The 21,054-nt window shown below is 69.7% G+C and carries 21 protein-coding genes and 1 pseudogene; 11 read left to right on the plus strand and 11 right to left on the minus strand.

Features of this window, described 5'->3' with window-relative positions; all coding sequences use genetic code 11:
- Positions 1-21: 21 nt before the first annotated feature.
- From tatA to Ssi02_RS20230, 4 genes are all read left to right on the plus strand, one after another.
- Positions 22-345, plus strand: coding sequence for a Sec-independent protein translocase subunit TatA (gene tatA / locus Ssi02_RS20215; protein WP_204027630.1), 324 nt, complete (start codon positions 22-24; stop codon positions 343-345).
- A gap of 53 nt (positions 346-398) precedes the next feature.
- Positions 399-1,277 (plus strand): twin-arginine translocase subunit TatC, encoded by an 879-nt coding sequence (tatC, locus tag Ssi02_RS20220; RefSeq protein WP_204027631.1) that lies wholly within the window; start codon positions 399-401, stop codon positions 1,275-1,277.
- A gap of 24 nt (positions 1,278-1,301) precedes the next feature.
- Positions 1,302-2,186 carry a diacylglycerol/lipid kinase family protein gene (locus tag Ssi02_RS20225; protein ID WP_307825727.1) on the plus strand — a complete coding sequence of 295 codons (885 nt, stop codon included), beginning with the start codon at positions 1,302-1,304 and terminating at the stop codon, positions 2,184-2,186.
- 268 nt (positions 2,187-2,454) lie between these two features.
- On the plus strand, positions 2,455-5,214 hold the full coding sequence (locus Ssi02_RS20230) for a DEAD/DEAH box helicase (RefSeq protein WP_204027632.1): 2,760 nt from the start codon (positions 2,455-2,457) through the stop codon (positions 5,212-5,214).
- Here the strand turns inward: Ssi02_RS20230 and Ssi02_RS20235 are convergent.
- Complete coding sequence (locus Ssi02_RS20235) at positions 5,196-5,381, minus strand: hypothetical protein (protein WP_204027633.1); 186 nt, start codon at positions 5,379-5,381, stop codon at positions 5,196-5,198. The genes Ssi02_RS20230 and Ssi02_RS20235 overlap by 19 nt on opposite strands.
- A gap of 274 nt (positions 5,382-5,655) precedes the next feature.
- On the opposite strand from Ssi02_RS20235, the gene Ssi02_RS20240 reads away from it, so the two are divergent.
- Positions 5,656-5,823 carry a hypothetical protein gene (locus Ssi02_RS20240; RefSeq protein WP_204027634.1) on the plus strand — a complete coding sequence of 56 codons (168 nt, stop codon included), beginning with the start codon at positions 5,656-5,658 and terminating at the stop codon, positions 5,821-5,823.
- A gap of 150 nt (positions 5,824-5,973) precedes the next feature.
- Here Ssi02_RS20240 and Ssi02_RS20245 read toward each other — a convergent pair whose 3' ends face one another.
- Complete coding sequence (locus tag Ssi02_RS20245; protein ID WP_239129161.1) at positions 5,974-7,398, minus strand: RNB domain-containing ribonuclease; 1,425 nt, start codon at positions 7,396-7,398, stop codon at positions 5,974-5,976.
- Between the two features lie 301 nt (positions 7,399-7,699).
- Positions 7,700-8,119 carry an SWIM zinc finger family protein gene (locus tag Ssi02_RS20250; protein WP_373870181.1) on the minus strand — a complete coding sequence of 140 codons (420 nt, stop codon included), beginning with the start codon at positions 8,117-8,119 and terminating at the stop codon, positions 7,700-7,702.
- A 618-nt stretch (positions 8,120-8,737) separates the two neighbouring features.
- Between Ssi02_RS20250 and rox the strand changes: the two are divergent.
- Positions 8,738-10,175: pseudogene (gene rox, locus Ssi02_RS20255) on the plus strand (rifampin monooxygenase).
- 919 nt (positions 10,176-11,094) lie between these two features.
- Here rox and Ssi02_RS20260 read toward each other — a convergent pair.
- The 5 genes from Ssi02_RS20260 to Ssi02_RS20280 form a co-directional block, all read right to left on the minus strand.
- Positions 11,095-11,418 (minus strand): hypothetical protein, encoded by a 324-nt coding sequence (locus Ssi02_RS20260; RefSeq protein ID WP_204027638.1) that lies wholly within the window; start codon positions 11,416-11,418, stop codon positions 11,095-11,097.
- A gap of 171 nt (positions 11,419-11,589) precedes the next feature.
- On the minus strand, positions 11,590-12,471 hold the full coding sequence (locus tag Ssi02_RS20265; RefSeq protein ID WP_204027640.1) for a MerR family transcriptional regulator: 882 nt from the start codon (positions 12,469-12,471) through the stop codon (positions 11,590-11,592).
- Between the two features lie 3 nt (positions 12,472-12,474).
- The gene (locus tag Ssi02_RS20270; protein ID WP_204027642.1) at positions 12,475-13,458 is read right to left on the minus strand and encodes an alpha/beta fold hydrolase; all 984 of its coding nucleotides are present in this window, start codon (positions 13,456-13,458) and stop codon (positions 12,475-12,477) included.
- A 43-nt stretch (positions 13,459-13,501) separates the two neighbouring features.
- Positions 13,502-14,407 (minus strand): 5'-3' exonuclease, encoded by a 906-nt coding sequence (locus Ssi02_RS20275; protein WP_204027645.1) that lies wholly within the window; start codon positions 14,405-14,407, stop codon positions 13,502-13,504.
- A 5-nt stretch (positions 14,408-14,412) separates the two neighbouring features.
- Positions 14,413-15,552 carry a PP2C family protein-serine/threonine phosphatase gene (locus Ssi02_RS20280; protein ID WP_239129164.1) on the minus strand — a complete coding sequence of 380 codons (1,140 nt, stop codon included), beginning with the start codon at positions 15,550-15,552 and terminating at the stop codon, positions 14,413-14,415.
- 30 nt (positions 15,553-15,582) lie between these two features.
- On the opposite strand from Ssi02_RS20280, the gene Ssi02_RS38805 reads away from it, so the two are divergent.
- The 3 genes from Ssi02_RS38805 (at position 15,583) to Ssi02_RS20290 (ending at position 17,828) form a co-directional block, all read left to right on the plus strand.
- Positions 15,583-15,777, plus strand: coding sequence for a hypothetical protein (locus tag Ssi02_RS38805; RefSeq protein ID WP_239129167.1), 195 nt, complete (start codon positions 15,583-15,585; stop codon positions 15,775-15,777).
- Positions 15,778-15,929: 152 nt separating this feature from the next.
- Positions 15,930-17,015 (plus strand): M24 family metallopeptidase, encoded by a 1,086-nt coding sequence (locus Ssi02_RS20285; protein WP_239129170.1) that lies wholly within the window; start codon positions 15,930-15,932, stop codon positions 17,013-17,015.
- Positions 17,016-17,300: 285 nt separating this feature from the next.
- Positions 17,301-17,828 (plus strand): hypothetical protein, encoded by a 528-nt coding sequence (locus tag Ssi02_RS20290; RefSeq protein ID WP_204027650.1) that lies wholly within the window; start codon positions 17,301-17,303, stop codon positions 17,826-17,828.
- A 265-nt stretch (positions 17,829-18,093) separates the two neighbouring features.
- On the opposite strand, the gene Ssi02_RS40155 is transcribed toward Ssi02_RS20290, so the two are convergent.
- Complete coding sequence (locus Ssi02_RS40155; RefSeq protein ID WP_507763435.1) at positions 18,094-18,333, minus strand: DUF6247 family protein; 240 nt, start codon at positions 18,331-18,333, stop codon at positions 18,094-18,096.
- A 254-nt stretch (positions 18,334-18,587) separates the two neighbouring features.
- Between Ssi02_RS40155 and Ssi02_RS20295 the strand changes: the two genes are divergently transcribed.
- Positions 18,588-19,736: an acyl-CoA dehydrogenase family protein gene (locus Ssi02_RS20295; protein WP_204027651.1), complete on the plus strand. Its 1,149-nt coding sequence runs from the start codon at positions 18,588-18,590 to the stop codon at positions 19,734-19,736.
- Here Ssi02_RS20295 and Ssi02_RS20300 read toward each other — a convergent pair.
- Positions 19,705-20,622, minus strand: coding sequence for an ADP-ribosylglycohydrolase family protein (locus tag Ssi02_RS20300; RefSeq protein ID WP_204027652.1), 918 nt, complete (start codon positions 20,620-20,622; stop codon positions 19,705-19,707). The genes Ssi02_RS20295 and Ssi02_RS20300 overlap by 32 nt on opposite strands.
- On the opposite strand from Ssi02_RS20300, the gene Ssi02_RS39835 reads away from it, so the two are divergent.
- Complete coding sequence (locus Ssi02_RS39835) at positions 20,612-20,929, plus strand: VOC family protein (protein WP_373870182.1); 318 nt, start codon at positions 20,612-20,614, stop codon at positions 20,927-20,929. The two genes, Ssi02_RS20300 and Ssi02_RS39835, sit on opposite strands and share 11 nt — an antisense overlap.
- Here Ssi02_RS39835 and Ssi02_RS20305 read toward each other — a convergent pair.
- Positions 20,861-21,022 (minus strand): hypothetical protein, encoded by a 162-nt coding sequence (locus Ssi02_RS20305; RefSeq protein ID WP_204027653.1) that lies wholly within the window; start codon positions 21,020-21,022, stop codon positions 20,861-20,863. The genes Ssi02_RS39835 and Ssi02_RS20305 overlap by 69 nt on opposite strands.
- Positions 21,023-21,054: the final 32 nt, after the last annotated feature.

Below are 21,054 nucleotides of genomic sequence, written 5' to 3' on the forward strand. Positions count from 1 at the left end.
CTCGGACGATAAGGAAACATCATGCCCGTCGGACCCACAGAGTTGATCATCATCGGGCTCATCATTGTCCTGCTTTTCGGGGCGAAGCGGCTGCCCGACACCGCGCGCGCCATCGGCCGGTCCCTGCGCATCTTCAAGTCGGAGACGACCAAGCTGCGCGACGACGAGGACTCCTCCAAGGCCGCGCCCGCCGCGCCCGCGCCGCCGGTCGCCGCCTCCGAGGCTCAGCCCATCACCGGCCAGGTGATGACCGAGGCCGAGCGCATCCGCCGGCTTGAGGAGGAGAACGCCCGCCTGCGCGCCTCGCAGAGCGCCGGTGTTCCGCATGACGCCCACCGCGGCTAGGCCGCCCCGCACCACAGCCCCTACAGTCGCACTCTCGCCGAATCAGGACACCGATGGCGCTGCTTAAGAGGTCCAAGCCGGAAGGGAAGGCCGACCCCGAAGGGCGCATGCCGCTCATGGAGCATCTCCGTGAGCTGCGCAATCGCCTGGTGATCGGAATGCTCGGGGTCACCGCGGGCACGGTCGTGGGGTTCGTTTTCTTCGACACGCTCTGGCAGTTCGTGTCGAGTCCCTACTGCAACCTGCCGTTCGCGCAGTCGCTCAAGGCCGGCACCTGTTTCCAGGTCCGGGCCGTGTTCGAGGCGTTCTTCGTCAACCTCAAGGTCGCGATCGTCTTCGGCATGGTGGTCTCCGCCCCGCTCTGGCTTTACCAGATTTGGGCGTTCGTCACGCCTGGTCTTTACCGCAACGAGCGCCGCTACACCTCGATCTTCCTGGCGATCGGCGTTCCGCTGTTCGCGGCGGGCACCGCGCTGGCCTACTTCGTCCTCGACAAGGGCCTGGCGCTCCTCTTCTCCTTCGCGCCCGACAACGCCACTCCTTTCATGGAGATGACGTCCTACATCGACTACGCACTGTTGATGTTCATCGTCTTCGGGGTGTCGTTCGAGCTTCCGCTGCTGCTGGTGCTGCTCAACGTCATCGGCGTGCTCAAGCGGGCCACGGTCGCCAAGCACCGCCGCATGATCATCTTTGCGATGTTCGTCTTCGGCGCCATCGCCACCCCCGGCAGCGACCCCATCGCGATGATCGCCCTCTCCATCCCGCTGGTGATCTTCTTCGCACTGGCCGAGCTGTTCATGTACTGGCGGGAGAGCAGGCTGCCCAAGACCGAGGACTACTCGCACCTGTCCGACGACGAGGCGTCCGAGCTCTCCGACGACGACCCGCGCGACCGCGAGACCTCCGGCCCCTCGGCCTCCGGGAGATAGCACATTCGCGGTGACATCGCGCTGCTGGTCAACCCGGCGGCGCGCGGCGGACGCACCCGGCGGCACCTCGGCCGGGTGATCGGGCGGCTCCGGCGCGGCGGACGCGAGGTCACGGTGATCGTCGGCACGTCCGCCGCCGACACCCTTGCGCGTGCCCATGCCGCCGCGGTCGGCGAACCCGCCGCCCTGGTCGCCTACGGCGGCGACGGCCTCGTGCACCTCGCCGTGCAGGCCGTCGCGGGCACCGAGGTGCCCCTCGGCATCATCCCGGCCGGCACCGGCAACGATTTCGCCTCCGCCCTCGGCCTGCCCGTGCCCCGCTGGACCGAGACCGACGGGCGGTCCCTGCTGGCCGCGGCCGGCGTCGTGGCCGCCGGGCGCACCAGGACCGTGGACGCCGCCACGATCGGCCCCGGCGAGTGGTTCGCCGGCGTCGCCGCCTGCGGCTTCGACTCCCGCGTCAACGAGCGGGCCAACACCCTCACCTGGCCGCCCGGCGCCGCCCGCTATGTGCGCGGCCTCGTGCGGGAGCTGCGGTCCTTCACCCCCATCCCGTTCGCCCTCACCCTCGACGGCGAACGCGTCGAGCAGGAGGCCGTGCTCGTCGCCGTCGCCAACACCCGCTCCTACGGCGCGGGCATGCGCATCTCCCCGCACGCCAGGCCCGACGACGGCCTGCTCGACGTCGTGACGGTGGGAGCGGTCTCACGCGGCGAGCTGCTGCGGACCTTCCCCCGGGTCTACCGGGGCACCCACCTCGACCACCCCGCCGTCACAGTCGTACGGGTGCGCGAGGTGACGGTGGAGGCCCCCGGCGTGATCGCCTACGCCGACGGCGAGCGGATCGGCCCCGCTCCCGTGACGTGCACCGTCGTCCCGGGGGCGCTCAAGGTGCTGCATCAAGGCTGAGCGGGCTTCGCCGTACGGGCCGCGGGTCCGTGGCCCGGGTGTGCTCACGAGCCTGAGCGGGCTTGGCCGTACAGCCCCTTCTACGAGACCTGGGCCGCCGTTCCGGGCATGCTCACGGTCCTGAGCGGGCTTGGCCGTACGGCCCCGTCTAGGAGACCTGGGCCGCCGTTTCGGGCGTGCTCATGGGCCTGAGCGGGCTTGGCCGTACGTGCCGTTGATCGGTCTCCGATCGGACCGACCGGAATGGTCATATCGGTAGGCTGACGCTATGACAACTCCAGCGGAGCGGTATGCGGCCTTTCAGGAAATGCACGCCGGCGACGGGCCCGCCCTCCGTGCCTTCCGCGGACTCTACGATTTCGATCTCGACGAGTTCCAGCTCGACGCCTGCCGCGCGCTCGAGGCCGGCGACGGGGTGCTCGTGGCGGCGCCGACCGGGTCGGGCAAGACGGTGGTGGGCGAGTTCGCCGTGCATCTGGGCCTCACTGAGGGCCGCAAGTGCTTCTACACCACGCCGATCAAAGCCCTCTCCAACCAGAAGTACAACGACCTTGTCAAAAGGTACGGCGCAGCCAAGGTCGGCCTGCTGACCGGCGACAACACGGTCAACGGCGAGGCCCCCATCGTGGTCATGACCACCGAGGTGTTGCGCAACATGCTCTACGCCGGGTCGGCCACCCTCGGCGGGCTCGGCTTCGTGGTCATGGACGAGGTGCACTACCTCGCCGACAGGTTCCGGGGCGCGGTGTGGGAAGAGGTCATCATCCACCTGCCCGAGTCGGTGCGGCTCGCCGCGCTGTCGGCGACCGTCAGCAACGCCGAGGAGTTCGGCGAGTGGCTCGGGGAGGTCAGGGGCGACACGACGGTGATCGTCGACGAGCACCGGCCCGTGCCGCTCTGGCAGCACATGCTGGTCGGCAACCGCCTGTTCGACCTGTTCGCCCTCGACGAGCAGGAGGAGGGCCCGCGCGACGGCCGCCCCCGGCTCAACATCTCCCTGCTGCGCGTCACCCGCGACCAGGAGCGCACCGGCGGCGCCAGAGGCTTCGCCAAGGGCAGGCGCGGCTACAGCCGCCCGCAGCGGCCCCGCCCCCCGGACCGCGCCGCGGTGATCGAGCGGCTCGACGCAGAGGGCCTGCTGCCCGCGATCACCTTCATCTTCTCCCGGGCCGGCTGCGACGCCGCCGTCATGCAGTGCCTTTACGCCGGCATCCGCCTCACCGACGAACGTGAGCGGCACGAGATCCGCCAGATCGTCGACGAGCGCACCGCCCATCTGCCCGACGAGGACCTCGCCGTCCTCGGCTTCCTGGAGTGGCGCGACTGCCTGGAGCGCGGCCTGGCCGCCCACCACGCGGGAATGCTGCCGACCTTCAAGGAGGTCGTCGAGGAACTCTTCACCCAGGGGCTGGTCAAGGCCGTCTTCGCCACCGAGACGCTCGCGCTCGGCATCAACATGCCCGCCCGGTCCGTAGTGATCGAAAAACTCGACAAATGGAACGGCGAAACCCACGCCGACCTCACTCCCGGCGAATACACCCAGCTCACCGGGCGGGCCGGGCGGCGCGGCATCGACGTCGAAGGCCACGCGGTGGTCATCTGGCAGCCCGGCATGGACCCCGTGTCGGTCGGCGGCCTGGCCGGCACCCGCACCTACCCGCTGCGGTCCAGCTTCCGCCCGTCCTACAACATGGCGGTCAACCTCGTCGGACAGGTGGGCCGCGAGCGCGCCCGCACCCTGCTGGAGTCGTCTTTCGCGCAGTTCCAGGCCGACCGGGCGGTCGTCGGCATCGCCCGCCAGGTGCGCAAGGCCGAGGAGGCCCTGTCGGGCTACCTGGAGGCGATGACCTGCCACCTGGGTGACTTCGAGGAATACTCGACGCTGCGCCGCCGCCTGTCCGACCGGGAGTCCGAGCTCGCCCGTCAGCGCGGCACCGCCCGCCGGCTCGAAGCCCTCCGCTCCATGGAGGCGCTGCGGCCCGGCGACGTCATCCGCATCCCCGGCGGACGCCGCGCCGGCCTAGCCGTCGTGCTCGACCCCGGCCGCATGCCGCGCAACGGCGAAGGCCCCTCGCCGCTGGTGCTCACCATCGGCAAACAGGTCAAACGGCTGTCCCCTACCGACTTCCCCGTGCCGGTCGAACCCGTCGACACCGTGCGCATTCCCAAGAACTTCAACTCGCGCAGCCCTAAGGAACGCGCCAATCTCATCGCCACCCTCAACGCCAAGATCGGCGACCGCGACCTCGGCAAGCCGGCGCGCGTGCGTGACCACGCCGTCGAGGACGAGGAGGTCACCGGCCTGCGCCGGGCGATCAGGCAACACCCTTGCCACGGCTGCGAGGACCGCGAGGACCACGCCCGCTGGGCCGAGCGATACCACAAGCTGATGCGTGAGACCGAGTCCCTGCGCCGCCGTGTCGAAAGCCGTTCCCACGTCATCGCCCGCACCTTCGACCGCGTGTGCGGGGTTCTCGACCAGCTCGGCTACCTCGACGGCGAGACCGTCACCGCCGAGGGGCGGCGCCTCGGCCGCCTCTACACCGAGCTGGACCTGCTCACCGCCGAATGCCTGCGGGGCGGGATCTGGGACAACCTGGAGCCCGCCGAGCTGGCCGCTTGCGTGTCGGCGCTGGTGTTCGAGTCCCGCCAGTCCGACGAGGCCCGGCGGCCGAAGATCCCGGCCGGTTCCGCGACGGAGGCCCTCACCCAGATGGTCCGCCTCTGGGGCGATCTGGAGGGGGTGGAGAAGGACCACGGGTTGTCGTTCATCCGCGAGCCCGACTTCGGGTTCTCGTGGGCGGCCTTCCGGTGGGCCAAGGGCCACACCTTGGACGCCGTTCTCAGCGACGGGGTCAACGGGGCCGAGCTGGCCGCGGGTGACTTCGTGCGGTGGTGCAAGCAGCTCATCGACCTGCTCGGGCAGGTGTCCCTGGCGGCGCCGCCCGGCGGCAAGGTCAGGGCCACGTCGGAGAAGGCGGTCGACGCGATCAAGCGGGGAGTGGTGGCTTACTCGTCGCTGACGTGATGGTTTCGTACGGCGGAGCCGGGGATGCCGGCTCCGCCGTACGCGTTTCCGGGGAAGGGCCCGCGCGGCTTCGCCGTACGTGTCGCCGGGGTGGCCGGGCATTCGGCATTCGGCGTGCGGCTTCGGTGACGCGTGACCGCCGCTTCGCGGGCGAGTGTGCGGGTCATGCCAGGCTCCTCCGATTGCCGGTTCTCGTTTGGGAGGGGCCGGGTATGCAGATGGGCGACGGCACCCCCGTCTTGGCTGGGAGGGACCTCTCCGGATCCGTTCAAACTGACCGCCCGGTCAAGGGGAGGTGGTGAATAAGGCACAGAACGTTACCTTGAAGTCAGTTTCTTTCATGATTTCCCGGAAACGCTATGCAATGTCCGTTCAATCTCCTGGACGTCTGGCTCTTCCCCTTGAAGAGGCAGATGTCTGGCTCCCTCCCAGGAGGTAGAGATGTTAGCTCTCGTCGCCGCAGTGCTGTTCCTCCTAGCCTTGATCTTCGACCTCGCCAACGTCGCCGTGGGCAGTGTGCTGACCGTCTCGACGCTCACCACCGCCGGCCTCCTCTTCGCGGCCCTCCACCTGGCAGGCGTCGGCTCGACCTGGTCCGTCAAGAGGTGATCACGGGCCACTGAGCCCCCATCGCGGGCGGGTCAGCCCCGCTACGCACTGAAGGCGCGGACAACCGACAAGCCGAACCGGGCCACACGTCGTACGGGCGGCGTGTGGCCTCATGGCTTTGTGGCCGCCGACTCCTGGCCTTATTTCCGCTCAGGTGGTAGCGAAGCGGACCTCGCGGGTGGACGGTTCGGCGCGCGTCAGCCGTACCGTCACCGTCTCGCCCAGCGGCAACCCGTCGCCGTCGCAGCGGGCGATCACCGCCGGGTCGGTGAGCTGGACCATCCCGCCAGGCCTGCCCTCGGCGACGTCCACCACCACCGCCTCGAACGTCTGGCCGACCCGGTCGCGCAACACGAACGCCTCCACCAGGTCCACACACGCCCGATCCACGCCGCGTGACCGTCTCGCCCCCACCTCCATGATCGCGGGCAGGGAGGGCAGGGCGGTCCTCACCCACTCGGGCACGTCCTCACCCGAGGCGACCGCCAGGCACACCTCCGTCGCATAACGATCGGCCAGGCGGCGCAGGGGGGCCGTCACATGCGCGTACGGCGCGGCCACGGCGGCGTGTTCCGCATCCGCCGGGGGAACGCCGTCGAAGGCCACATATCCCGCCCCGCGCAGCAGCGACCGCGACTCGTGGAGGAAGGCGGCCTGCGCCGGAACCTTCGGGTCGAGGGTGTGGACCACCTCGCCGTAACCCGCGCCGTCCGGCCAGGGCACCCCGAGGGCGGCGGCGACGCGCCGCACCCGCTCGGTCCGCGCCGGTCCCGCCTGCGGCAGCACCCGTAGCAGCCCCACCTCGGCGTCCAGCATGATGCGCGCCGCGGCGATGCCGACCAGCAGCGACATCTGGGCGTTCCACGCCTCGGCGGGCAGCGGCGCTCGGAACTCGACATGGTAGGAATCGCCGCGCCGCGCCACCTCCTGCTCGGGCGTCGGAAGCGTGACCCCGCCCCTGATCCGCTCCATCGCCAGACGCAGCCGCCCCACCTCGGCCAGCAACTTCGGCGTGCCGTCGGCGGTGCCGGTGTCCACAGCGGCCTGCACATAGCCGTAGTCGAGCCGCTCACGGCTGCGCACCAGCGCCCGCGTCACGTCCGTCCCGACGATCGCCCCATCGGAGTCGAGATCGACACACCACAGCGCCGAAGGCCTCACCAGCCCGGGCAGCAGACTCGCCGCCCCCTCCGACAACACCGGCGGATGCAGCGGAACCCTGCCGTCAGGCATGTAAACCGTCTCAACCCGCCGTCTCGCCTCACTGTCGACCGCCCCACCCGGCCCCACAAACGCCGCGACATCGGCGATGGCATACCACACCCGGTAACCGCCGCCTAGGCGCTCCTCGATAAGCAGCGCCTGGTCCAGGTCCATCGACCCCGGCGGATCGATGGTGACCAACGGCAGGTCGGTGCGGTCGAGCGGAGGAATGAAGGGGACCTTCGCCACCCAGTCGGCCTCATCGAGGACGTTGTCCGGGAATTCCAGCGGCAGCTTGAACTCCCGATGAATCCGCTCGAACCCCTCCTCGAGCCTGGGGTGGCACTCGCCCGGCACTCGGATGCGTGACACTCGCACAACCTACCGCCGCCGCCCCCACCACGGCAGTCGGGCCTCCGCACAGAGGGACCTGTTTTACCGTCATGAGCTGTCATGGACTGAATGTCTTCGCGGTGACCTCGGCTTTCACACCATGTCTTCCGGCGTCTTCCGGCGTCCTCTGGCGTCTTCCCGCGCTCCGGCCGGGCGCGGGTGAGGAGTGTTCGCCGCCCCTGACGCCCTCCGAGTGGCGGCGGTCACCGTGGCCACGCCGGACCGCTGGGATATGGGGCATGCGGTCGCCTTGGTCACAACAATCCTTCACACCGCGGGCTCAGACGGCCTCGCCCGTGGCAAGCGCCTCCAGCCGACGCCGGACATTACGGTCACCTTCGGCCAACTCCAGTAGCAGGGCCACCAGCTCCCGGGGACTTAAGGCGTTCAGATAGAGGCGCAGGTCCAGTCGCTCCGGTATCTCGTCGTCGTGTTCCCTCCGAAACAGATAGACCAGGCCCGTCGCAACGCAGTGCTTGCAGAAGTTGCCCTCCTGCCCCCACGGGCAGTCACAGACTCCGTTCAGCCCGCGTCGGCCGACGGCGAGTTCCACTTCGTATGGCTCCGAACCGCACACGGTCGCGAAGATTCTGCTGCCATCCAATTGGAGGTCTTCGACGGCGTCGATGTAGGCGACACCGCGATCGTACGATTTCGCTCCGGCCAATGTGCGAAGGTCATCTCTTGAGAAGTCGAACATGATCACTTTCGGTCTACGGCCTCGATGACGACGCCTTCACCGCACTGTGTGAGCGGTGGGCGAACCGCCGGCAGGCAGCCGGCAAGAACCCCGAGATCATCCCGTAGACGGGACCCAGGCGCCAAGCACGTCGTCTCTGGGCAGCCGATTATCTGCCGCGCGGTGACCCGGCGCGCTCTCGGCGCCGGTTGCGAAGGAACTTCCGAGGTTCGCAGGCACGTCGGCGCGAATCGCTTTTCCGGTCACAGCACGAGCCACCACGGCGGTAAAGAGCCCGGCCGACGTCGCTTCGCCGTACGTGGTGGCAGCCGTGGGGTGGTCGGTGGCTGCCGTTGTGGTGGCGTTGACCGCACTCCTGGTGCGGCGGCAGGTCTCTCGTATGCCCGATGTGAGAACGTCACCACGTATGGGAGCAGGAAGGGTGCTGACTCCCTTCCACTTTCAACCTATAGCGCACCGGGGGCCTTGCGGCAAGGCCCGGGTCGTGCCGCACAATCTCCAGCCGAGGCCGGAACTTGCGGAGATCGGGGATTGCCGAAGTACGCACGCTCGCAGGATGTGCGCTGCCGGACCGCGGGAGCAGCCGGCCGAAACACGACCTCACCGAATGGGTGGTTCATGTTCGACGTGATCATTGCCGGGGGCGGGCCGACCGGCCTGATGTTGGCGAGTGAGTTGGGGCTGCACGGCGTGCACGTGGTCGTGCTGGAGAAGGAGGCGGCGCCGACCGGGCAGGTTCGTGCGCTCGGTTTGCATGTGCGCAGCATCGAGGTGCTGGATCAGCGTGGTCTGCTGGAGCGGTTCCTCGCGCACGGTCAGCAGGTCGTGGCCGGGGGGTTCTTCGCCGGCATCGGCAGGTCGTGGCCCGACCGGCTCGACACCGCGCACTCCTACGTTCTCGCCATTCCGCAGAGCGTCACCGAGCGGTTGCTGGCCGAGCGGGCCGCCGAGCTCGGCGTCGAGGTACGGCGCGGCTGCGAGCTGGCCGGGCTGAGTCAGGACGACGGCGGGGTGACAGTTGAACTGGCCGACGGCGCGCGGCTGCGTTCGCGTTATCTGGTCGGCTGCGACGGCGGTCGCAGTACGGTGCGCAAGCTGCTCGGGGTCGGCTTCCCCGGGGAGCCCAGCAGGGTCGAGACGCTGGTGGGCGAGGTGGAGGTGACCGCGTCGCCGGAGACGCTGGCCGCCGTGATCGCCGAGGTCCGCAAGACCCATGTGCGGTTCGGCGCCATGCCCCTCGGCGACGGGGTATACCGCGTCATCGTGCCCGCCGAGGGAGTGGCCGAGGACCGCACGGCCCCGACGAAGCTTGAGGAGCTCAGGCGGCAGCTGCAAGCGTTCGCCGGCACCGATTTCGGTGTGCACTCACCGCGCCGGCTGTCCCGCTTCGGCGACGCCACACGGCTGGCCGAGCACTATCGCACCGGGCGGGTGCTGCTGGCCGGCGACGCGGCGCACATCCACCCGCCGACCGGCGGGCAGGGCCTCAACCTCGGCCTCCAGGACGCGTTCAACCTCGGCTGGAAGCTGGCCGCCGAGGTCGGCGGGGTGGGCACCGGAGGGGCTGCTGGACAGCTATCACGCCGAACGGCACCCCGTGGCGGCCGCCGTACTCGACAACACCCGCGCGCAGACGGAGCTGCTGTCCGCCGAGCCGGGCCCCCGGGCCGTGCGCCGGCTGCTGTCGGAATTGATGGACTTCGAGGAGGTGAACCGCTACCTGATCGAGAAGATCACCGCGATCGCGGTCCGCTACGACTTCGGCGAGGGACATGATTTGCTCGGCAGGCGGATGCGGGACGTGCGGCTGAAGCGCGGGCGCCTGTACGCGCTGATGCACGGCGGCCGCGGACTGCTGCTCGACCAGACCGGCCGGCTCTCGGCGGCGGGCTGGGCGGACCGGGTCGACCACGTCACCGACGTCGCCATCGTCGGCGAGGAACTGGACGTGCCGGCCGTGCTGTTGCGGCCGGACGGCCACGTGGCGTGGGCCGGCGACGATCAGCGTGACCTGCTCACCCATCTGCCCAGGTGGTTCGGGGCCGCCGTCGCCTGATGCGCACTCCGGGACCGGCAGCCGGGGCGTTTATGCCGAGGTTAGGACCCAGACCGCCCGGACGAAGGCGAGAAGACCGCCGAGGTGGTCACAGCGACGGCGCCCGCCCGCCACCACATGTTCTCTTGCTCGGTCACCCCAGACCCCCCGCCACACGGTCTCCACCGGAGGGTGGCTTTGGGAATGGGCTACCCGAAGCGGAAACCTCCCGGAGAATCAGCGGTATGAGATGAAGATGTGCCTGAGGACGTTTAGCGGAGGGGAAACTTGCAGTTGGACACAGGTGTCATCGTGAAGATATGCGTGATGCGGCGCTGAGGCACTTCTGAAGGGCGCGGTCCCAGCCAGGCATGGTCGGCTGGGACCGCGGTGTTTGCCTCCAGAGGGTCTCGACGGCATCGAATGCGCGTTCGACGCCGGGGCGGAAGATCCCCGGTTGCCAATGGTTGATTCGTGGAAATGAGAGATCTCGGGAGTTGGGACGGGCGCCGCTTTGTGCGGTATTCGATGGATGGATTATCGGCTTTTGTCCTGCCTTGTCCTTATCGGGTGAGGCTGCGGCGGGTCCTCCGCGCCTGGATCAGGTGATGCTGCCCCCGTCTGGCGCGCATCCCACGCGGCAGGCGCCTCCCGGAGTCTGGCCGCTATCTCGGGATCCACACTGGGACGGGCGGCGGTGTAGCGCAGGTACTCCTCCGCCCCCTGCGGCAGCCCCGACCACGGGTTGAGCAGCACCCGTGCTACATGTGTGCTGAGCGGCCTGACATGGCACCATGCGTCGAAGTCTCGGCCTTGCGTGCGCGGCGCGTTGACACCGACCTGAGGTGCCGCTCGGGGCCCCTTCGACTGCCGTGCGTCGGAGTCCCCGCTGACGTCAGCTCCGGGGACCGTCGGCGGGACCGGGGCCCCGGAGCTGACGTCAGCAGAAAGCCACAGAGGTTGGCTCGCGATTGCCCAAGGTGTATGCAAATTCGATGGTCTGGCCGGTGGGCACGCATTCGGTGCGAAGGCCGTAGTACCAGGTGTCGGCGTGGGGGTTGGGGTGCCTGAGGCGGTACACGATGGCGTACGACCCGTCACCGCCGGTGCAGCGGTACCAGTAGATCCCGCCCGTAGGGGTCCGGTCCCTCGTGCCGTCGCTGCAGCCGGTGGGTTCGGCCTGTGCGGGAGTGGCCGTGGCGAAGAGTGCTGCGATGGCGAGGAAGGTCACGGCCAGGGCCGCGGCGTGCTTTCTGATGTGCATCTGCTGACCTCCAGCAGGTTGGTGGGCCGTGGATGGGTCCCCCGTGGGTGGCGCACTGTTAAGAAAGCTTCTTATTAGAAGATTAGACACGCTACGCGTGCCGTCAAGACCGGGGCAGCACCCGGTTCAGCGAGGATCTCAGCACCGTGGTGGGGCCGCCGGAAAGGCGGACTAAGAAATATCCCTTAAGTTCGGCTCTTGCAGTTCGGTCACCGAGTGTCGCCGCAGTTGGGGCAGGACAAGGTGACTTCGCGGGCAGGGCCTATCGAGGTGTAGCCGTTGGTGTCGATCCAGACCGTCCGTGCGCTTGAGCCTGGTCCAACCGGTCCAGCCTCGTTCCTTCAGCAACTCGGTCAGCCGGCGTGCCGGTGGTGCGGTGTCGAAGGCCAGTGTGTCCATCAGCATGACCAGCGGTGGCTCGACGTCGATGTCGTCGGCGTAGTCCTCGCCCATCTCCCGCGTGATGTAATCGGCCACGTCGTCGGCCAGCCCGGTCAGGCGGGGGTCGTCGCCGGGCCAGTCGAGGGCCTGGCCCAGGGTGAGGTAGAAGCCGATGAACCGCGGGTCGGTGATCTGGTCCCGCTTGCGTGCGGCCCACTCCGCGACCCGGGTGGGCGAGTGCGCTGCCAGGGGGATCCAGCCGTCGCGTTCGAGCTGGACGATTCGCTCGTGCACCCCGAGTGCCCGCAGCCGGTCGAGGAAGTCGACCACCTCCGGGGGCAGCACCAGGTGGTCCCCGGCGGTGAGCCGGGCGATGCGCTCCCTGTGCTGCTGCCGTACCTGGATCTCCGCCCGCAGCCGTTCGTCGAGGTCCGCGATCGCCGCCGCGAACTCCTCCTCGCCGGCCCGTAGCAGCTCCCGCACCCGCGCCAGAGGGACGCCGGCCTCGGCCAAAGTCCGGATCTTGATCAGTTCGACCACGGCGGCGGCGCCGTACCTCCGATAGCCGGAGTGGTCCCGCTCCGGCTCCGGTAGCAGCCCCTTGGCGTGATAGTGCCTCACCGCGCGCACCGTCACCCCGGCGTACGACGCCAGCTCGCCGATGGTCAGCATCTTCTAGGTTCCGTTCATGAAGGTTCGGATGATCTGGGCGATCTCCGGCGCATGGGTGAAGACCAGCCGGTGATCGGCGTCGAGCCAGGAGGTGGAGATGTGCGGCAGTTCGCGGGCGAGCCGCTCGGCACCGGCGCGCCAGTTGCGATTGAATCGCTCCTCGGCACCGGCCATCGAGGTTGAAATGATCACGCTGATGGGCCGGTCGATCCTCCGGTACCGGTCGAGGATCCCGGCCCGGATCGCATCGATCTCGACGTTCAGTTCAAGGATCTCCCGGCCGGTAAGTGACCCCTGCTGCCGCGCTGCCAGGTCCTCGAACATCGTGCGGAACTCCGGCAGGGCGTCCTCGGTGATGAACGGTTCCGGCACCGGGTTAGCCCCGTCGATCAGGACAAGCCCGGCGACGGCGCCGGGATGCGCGGCGGCGTAATTCACGGCCAGGTCCGCCCCCAGCGAGTAGCCCACAACCACGGGTGCCGAGGGCAGACCGAGGCGCCCCGGCTCCAGCACGGCGGCGAGGTCGCCGAGGAACGACTCGAAGGAGTAACTCCCGGCGGCCGAGGCGAGCCCGTGCCCCCTGAGGTCGAAGGTCACCACGTCGTGGTCGCGCCGCAGCAAATCGGTCAGCTCGTGCAGGTCGGCTTGCGTCGAGTTCAGCCCGGGGCACAGGACCAACGGGCGCCCCCGGCCACCGCGGGTCACCGGAATCGTGACGCCGTCGTGGTGGACCGTGAAGCGCCGCGTCGTCCTGTCGGCACTCGCCTGGCCAACCCGGATGTACGGCTTGCGCCGTCCATCGGCCTCGGCCGCATCGGGTTCCGTCCTCCGGGCACTACTCACATGGTCGGCCGTGATGTACGGCTTGCGCCGTCCAGTGGCCTCGGCCGCGTCGGGTTCCGTCCTCCCGGCACTTCTCGCCTGGCCGGCCGGGGTGTACGGCTTGCGCGGGCCGTTGGCCTCGGCCGCATTGGGTTTCGTCGTCATGCCAACCAGGTTGGGAGCTTGACCCTGCGTCAGGGTCAAGGCCTCATGACCTGAGGGCGCTCAGCAGACGGCCGAGCGGCCCGTCGAGCCCGTAACGCTCGGAGAGCTTCACCAAAATCTCCGGCTCGCGCGGGGCGGACGGGAGGGTGAGCGGGATGTCGGGAACCGGCGCGTCGTGGGCGACGCGGACGACGGCGGGAGCCGCCTCCAGGTAGGCGCGGGCGGCGGCCAGTTTGGTGCGGCTGCCCGCAGGGAAGCCCTCGGTCTCGCCGGCGTCCAGGGCGGTGAGAAGAGCGGGGAGGGAGCCGAAGCGGGTGATGAGGGCGGCGGCGGTCTTGTCGCCGACGCCGGGCACGCCGGGGAGGCCGTCGCTGGGGTCCCCGCGCAGGGTGGCGAAGTCGGCGTAGCCACGGCCGGGGATGCCGTATTTCGCCGCCACGGCCTCCTCGTCGATCACCTGGAGGTTGCGAATCCCTCTTACTGTGTAAAGAACGCGGACCGGGCGAGAGTCGTCCACCAGCTGGAACAGGTCGCGGTCACCCGTCACGATCTCGACCGCTCCGGAGGCCCGTGCCGTACATGTGCCGATCACGTCGTCCGCTTCGAACCCCGGCACGCCGATGCGGGCGATGCCGACCGCGTCGAGCACAGCTTCGATCACCGGCACCTGCGGCGCCAGCGTGTCGGGCACCTCCTCCTCGTCGCCCTGGGCGACGCGGTGCGCTTTGTACGTCGGGATGGCCGCCACGCGGAACGCGGGCCGCCAGTCGGCGTCCATGCACGCCACGAGCTCTGCGGGAGAGTGTGTGCGCACAAGGGTGGCGATCATGTCCACAAGGCCGCGGATCGCGTTGACGGGCATGCCGTCGGGCGCGGTCATCGACTCCGGGACGCCGTAGAAGGCACGGAAGTAGAGCGACGGTGTGTCGAGCAGCATCAGGCCGGGCATGCGCCCTATTCTCCCAGCACCCCGACCGCGAGCAGGCACATGTCGTCCTCCGGGTTGCTCCCGCCCGCGGCGGCCAGCAGCCGGTCGAGCGCGCCGTCGAGGTCGCCCCCCGCCTCACCGCTCAACGTGGCGCCCGCCGCGGCGAGCGCCGACGCGAGCCCCGCCCCGATGTCCCTGCCGCGCCGCTCCACCAGCCCGTCGGTGAAAAGCAGCAGCACGTCCCCGCCGCGCAGCTCCTCGCGGGAAAGCCCCGGGCGCCCGCCGCGCGCCGCCCCCAGCATCACCCCCGGCGGCGCGTCGAGCTGCCGCGCCACCCCGTCTCTCACCAGGATCGGTGCCGGATGCCCCGCCTGCGCCCACTCGAACACGCGGCTCTCCGGGTCGAGATGGCCCGCCACCACCGTCGCCGTCGCCTCGTCGAACGGCGCGCCGGAGGGCGCGAGCAGCAGGTCGTTGAGCCACACCAGCAGCTGGTCGGCGGGCTGCCCCGTCATCGTCAGCCCCACCAGCCCGTGGCGGAGCTGCGCCATCTGCGCGATCGCCGACAGGCCGTGCCCCGACACGTCGCCCACCGCCAGCAGCAGACGGCCGTCATGGAGCGTCGTCGCTTCATACCAGTCGCCGCCGAGCTTCGCCGTGGTCTCCGCTGGGACATAGCGGACGGCGATCCGCACGTCGGCCAGATCCACCGACGGCCCGGGGGCGGGCAGGATCGCGTTGCGCAACGCGAGCAACACGTGTCCCTCCTCCGCCGCTTTGGCCCGCACCTCGCTCACCACCCGCTCGGCGCTGCGCCTCTCGGTGATGTCCTGCACGACACCGCGCACCGCCGTCGCGCCGCCCGGCCCGAACACCGCCTCGAGGATCAGCTGCACGTCCCGCGGCCCGGCCCCGCGGCGGATCCGCAACTCCCCGTGCACCGGCAGGTGGCTTGTCAGCACCGACCACAGCAGGCGGTCGAGCCCCGGCAGGTCGTGCGCCTCTACATGGCCGGCCAGCTCGTGCAGATCGACGGGGCCCTCCGCGGGGCTCCGATCGAAGATCACATAAACGTGGTCGGACCACCGTCCCCGGCCGGAACGGAGATCCCACTCCACCCATCCCATGTCGCACAGCAGCTCCGCCTGCGCGAGCTGAGCGGGCACAGGGCCGATCCCGCGGGCCGGAGGATCCCGGTGAGGGGACGCGGACACCGCGAACAGGTCGCTGAGCTCGGGATCTTTACTCGGTTCTTCGTATGGGAGGCCTTTCCGGTGGTCGTCCTGGTGGGGGAGAGGCGGCTGGGGGCCGCCCATGACGCCGACCATGTCGCTCGCTCTCATGGAGGAGGGGGAGAGAAGCAGATCGCCAACGCCGTCGCCCGCAACTGACGCAGTGCGTTAGCAACCTGCAACGGAGTGTAGCGATCGGCTTCTGCGAGTGAGAGCTTTTTTCAGGTTCCGGTCCGCACCGCGTGGTGAGAAGATCACGGGCGGCGTCTACATTGGATGACGTGACAACGGAGTCTTTTGATCTTTATCCGGTGACCCGCCTCGCAGCCGTACGCGAAGCCACCGCCAAGGCCGGGCTGGACGCCCTGCTGTTGACGCCGGGGGCAGACCTGCGCTACGTCACCGGCTACAGTGCCCTGCCGCTCGAGCGCCTCACCTGCCTCGTCGTCCCCGCAGAAGGCGACGCCTTCCTCATGGTGCCCCGCCTTGAGCTCGCCGCCGCCGAGCACTCGCCCGCCTCGCGCCTCGGCGTGGAGTTCGTGCCCTGGGACGAGACCGACGACCCCTACGCCCACGTCGCCGCCCGCCTGGGCTCGCCCGCCGCCGTCGGCCTCGCCGACCACATGTGGGCCATGCAGTCCCTGAGGTTCCGCGCCGCCATGCCCGCCGCCGAGCAGATCCTGGCGGGTACGGCTCTCGCCCCGTTGCGCATGCGCAAGAGCCCGGCCGAGGCCGCGGCCCTGCGCGAGGCCGGCGCCGCCATCGACGCCGTCCACGCCCAGGTGCCCGGTCTCCTCCGGGCCGGCCGCACCGAGCGCGAGGTCGGCCGCGACATCGCCGACGCCATCATCGCCTCCGGCCACGCCTCCGTCGACTTCGTCATCGTCGGCTCCGGCCCCAACGGCGCCAGCCCGCACCACGACCTGTCCGACCGGGTCATCGAGGCCGGGGACGTGGTCGTGGTCGACATCGGCGGCACCATGCCGAGCGGCTACTGCTCGGACTCCACCCGCACCTACAGCGTAGGGGAGCCGCCCGCCGACTTCACGGCCTATTACGAGGTCCTGCGACGGGCCCAGGACGCCGCCTGCGCCGCCGTGCGCCCCGGGGTGTCGTGCGAGTCGATCGACGCGGCGGCCCGCGAGGTGATCGCCGAGGCCGGATACGGCGACCTGTTCATCCACCGCACCGGCCACGGGATCGGGATCGAGACCCACGAGGAGCCGTACATCGTGGCGGGCAACACCGAGCCCCTCGCCCCCGGATATGCCTTCTCGGTCGAGCCCGGCATCTACCTCGCCGGGCGGCACGGGGCCAGGATCGAGGACATCGTGATCTGCGGGGAGCAGGAGGGCGAGCGGCTGAACAACCGGCCGCGCGAACTCATCGTGGTGTGACCCCCGCAAGGCAACCGACCCCGGCGCCCCCAAACACGCGGGGATGACGGCGTTCCACGCATCGCGGGCGGCTCCGACGAAATCCAGCGCAACATCATCGCCGAACGCGTCCTCGGCCTACCCCGCGAACCCCGCCCGGCAAGCGCGAGCCGGTAGCCCGAGGTGGGCCGTTTCGTTCCATGATGGACCTATGTCGACCTGCCTGCCGGGGACCCGTCGAGGTTGTCCGCAATACTTTCGCGGAGCAAAAGTCGCGCCTATCCCCTTGCCTTGAGGAGCACGGCCTTGCGTGGAGAAATCCTTTGGGCACACGCTTCCCTCAACGACGACGCCGTGACCCGGCTGCTAAACCGGATCAAAGCGTCAGGCCTTCACTTCGAACACCCGGTGAGGGCCGCGGTCGCCGTACTCGGTGAGGAAGGTCTCGACTTCCTCCCCGCCGGGGAGGTGCGTGGCGCGTTGGCACATGTCCGGCCGATCGACCTCAAGTTCTGGCTCGATCCAGATACAGACGTGGTGCTCGCCGTGGCCCGGCACCGCGAGCACGACATGCTGAACTTCGACCTGGACGGCCTGACCACGGCACAGGCGCAAAGAGTCGCCGCGACCATACTCTGGGCCGCCATCTCAGATGCGAGCTCCCTCGGCCTCGTGGCCGACACCCGACTCGGCGACACCAGACCCTACTGGGAGGACTTCCTGCTGTCCCCACCCGACTCCGTGCCCACCCACGGCCCCGACCTCCTCTGGCGACCCGGTCCAAACGGCCGATCAACCCTCACCGTCACGCCGGCCTCATGGCCGATCGCCTAAAGCACACGACACCTCGAGCTGCGCGGACCGAGTGTCCTTCTGACGCTCAGACAGTCGGTATCGGTCGATGTGCGCCTGATTGCGGCGCCGTGCCTCCGCCACGGCCTCTTCGCCACCCGCGCTAGCCACGATGTCCGGGCGTACATCCACCCATTTGGGAAATTTCCCCATCTCTCCATCTTGGTCGCGAGGGCTCTCGCTGTACTGGGCTTAGGAGAATAGGTTTCTGGTCATATTTCGCGCTCGGCTATCTGACTTAGTCGGCTCACTCTGTCGGGCCGAAGTCGACCTCAGGCTCGCGCGTGATCAGTTCGTGGAGAACCGGGTCGGCGTGAACCTCGGCGGTGTGCCGCCACTGAGTGAGGAGAATTGCCACGGGGGCGAGATTGTCCAAGGTTGCCGCCTCGCGAGCCGCATGGGTGAGTTCGTGGATAAATGTTTCAGCATCGTCGTCAGGAAGGGAGCGGACCCATGGGAGGGATTCCCGAAGGGCGGCACGGAGCACTGATATGTCCCCAGTTCGTGCCAAATTGGCCAGCCGGTTGGCAGTCAAGTTGGTCCCTCGGCCTGAGTTGGCTTTGAGGGACTATAAACAAGGGGGAGTGATCTTTGCTAGGGACGCTCTCCCGGCGGGGGCGGGACGGTGGGGCGCTGGCAGAGGAGTGTGCCCCCGGTCCGGTTGGGCGTTGGGTCTGTAACAATGTTCTGGAGAGCTGGAGACCCCGCTCCCGTAGGAGCGTTCACCCCCAGGGAGTTGCCGTGACAGTCGAGCGCAGACTGCCCACCCCCGAGGCCCACGAGCTCATGGACCTCGTTCGAGAGCTTGTGGCCAAGGAGCTGGCGCCGCGGGCCGTGGCGGATGAGGGGGCGGGGCGGTTTCCGCGGGAGGTGTTCAAGACGCTCGGGGCGGCGGGGCTTCTGGGCCTGCCATACCCCGAGGAGTTCGGCGGGGCGGGGCAGCCGCAAGAGGTCTATCTGCAGGTGCTCGAGGAGCTCTCCATCGGCTGGCTGGCGGTGGGGCTCGGGGTGTCGGTGCACACCCTGTCCTGCTTCCCGGTCGCGACGTTCGCCGAGGAGGGGCGCCGGGCGGAGCTGCTGCCCGAGATGATCGCGGGGGATCGGCTGGGGGCCTACTGCCTGTCCGAGCCGCACTCCGGGTCCGACGCGGCGGCGCTCACCACCAAGGCCGTGGGCGACGGCGAGGGTTACACGGTCGACGGGGTCAAGGCGTGGATCACGCACGGGGGCGCGGCAGACTTCTACACGCTCATGGCCCGCACGTCCGACGACGGGGCGCGGGGCATCTCCTGTTTCCACGTGCCGGCCGGCACCGAGGGCGTGTCGTTCGGCAAGCCCGAGCACAAGATGGGGCTGCGCTCGTCCCCGACGGCGCAGGTGCGGTTCGACGGGGTGCGGCTGCCGCGGGAGGCCCTCGTCGGGCAGGAGGGGCAGGGGTTCCGCATCGCCCTGTCGGCGCTGGACGGCGGGCGGCTCGGGATCGCGGCCTGCGCGGTGGGCGTGGCGCAGGCCGCGCTGGACGCCGCGGTGGCATATGCGCGGGAGCGGCGCCAGTTCGGCAGCCCGATCATCGACTTCCAGGGCCTGAGCTTCATGCTCGCCGACATGGCCACGCAGGTCGCGGCGGCCCGGGCGCTCTACCTCGACGCCGCGCGCCTGCGTGACGCGGGCAGGCCTTACGGCACGCAGGCCGCGATGGCCAAGCTCTTCGCCACGGACATGGCGATGAAGGTCACCACCGACGCGGTGCAGGTGTTCGGCGGCTACGGCTATGTCGAGGACTTCCCGGTGGAACGCTATATGCGGGAGGCCAAGGTCCTGCAGATCGTCGAGGGCACGAACCAGATCCAGCGCCTCGTCATCGGACGATCCCTGGCGAAGGAGGGCTGACGCCCGGCGCCCAGCCGGGCAGGGGTTCGACCGCCGCGAGCCACTCGCCCGGCAGGCCGCCGAGTCCCACCCGCGCGCCCACGATGCCGCCGACGATGGCACACGTCGTGTCGACGTCCCCGCCCGCCGCGGCGGTGAGCCAGAACGCCTCCTCGTAGTCGTCGAGGTGGTGCGCGGCGGCCCACAGGGTGAACGGCACGGTGTCGCTTGCGCTGGTGCGGCTGCCGTTCCCGAGGTCCCGCGCGGCGAGATGCGGATCGCGGAGCGGCAGGAGCCGCCGGGCCAGCGCGACGCCGTCCCGCACCCGCCCGGGCGGGGTGCGGGCGAGCACCTCGTCGAGGAAACCGCCGGGGCTCAGCTCGGGGTGTGTGGCGGCCACGGCGGCGGCCGTCGCGACGGCGATCGCACCGGCGACGGCCTCGGGGTGGGTGTGCGTGACAAGGGCCGACATCTCGGCCTGCCGTACGGCTTGCGCGAGATCGGCCCCGAACCACGCGCCGAGCGGGGCGACCCGCATGGCGGCCCCGTTGCCCCACGAGCCCTGCCCGCCGAAGAGCTCGGAGGCCAGCGTGTGCCAGTCGCCGCCTTCGCGGATGAGACGCAGCATGCGGTTGACGGCGGGCCCGTAGCCCCGGTCGAAATCGTGGTGTACGGCGAAGCCGCGGGCGAGCGCGTCCTTATCGACGGCGCCGTGATCGGTGAGCACGCGGAGGACCGAGCAGGCCATCTCGGTGTCGTCGGTCCAGCCCCAGGGGGCGGGCGGGGTGGTCCGCGCGTGCGGGGCGCGGTGGTTGGCGGGAACGAAGAACTGGGATCCGAGGGCGTCTCCCAGGGCCAGGCCGTACAGGGACGCGGTCGCTCGCGTGAGCGGTGCGGTGGTCGGCATTGCCCACCAGTGTGGATCAGCGCGACCGGCCGCCGCAATTCGCCTTGTCCGTTCCGCACGGTTGCCTCCGCGCCGGGACGATCATGCCACCTTCGCCAAGGCCAGGGAGTTCGGCGCCGAGGTCTTGGAGGAGCCCGCCGACCCGCCATGGGGGCCGCGCGGTCGTGCTCTGCGCGATCCCTCGGGCAACCTGGTGCGGGATCTCGGGAACCGTGATCCCCTACGGCGTGCCGTACCGTCAAAGGACGCGGCGCACGCCTGGGATGCGGCGGATCGGACCTGCGAGCGCGAAGCAGACCACCAGTGACGCGACACCCGCGATCGCGAACTTGGCCACGGACGGGATCGTCAGCGTGCTGAGCGTGTAGCCCGCGCCGGTGACGACGAGGGCGTGGATCACGTAGACGGTGAACGCGTTCGCCGACAGGTAGC

Source organism: Sinosporangium siamense (genome assembly GCF_016863435.1).
Classification (GTDB): domain Bacteria; phylum Actinomycetota; class Actinomycetes; order Streptosporangiales; family Streptosporangiaceae; genus Sinosporangium; species Sinosporangium siamense.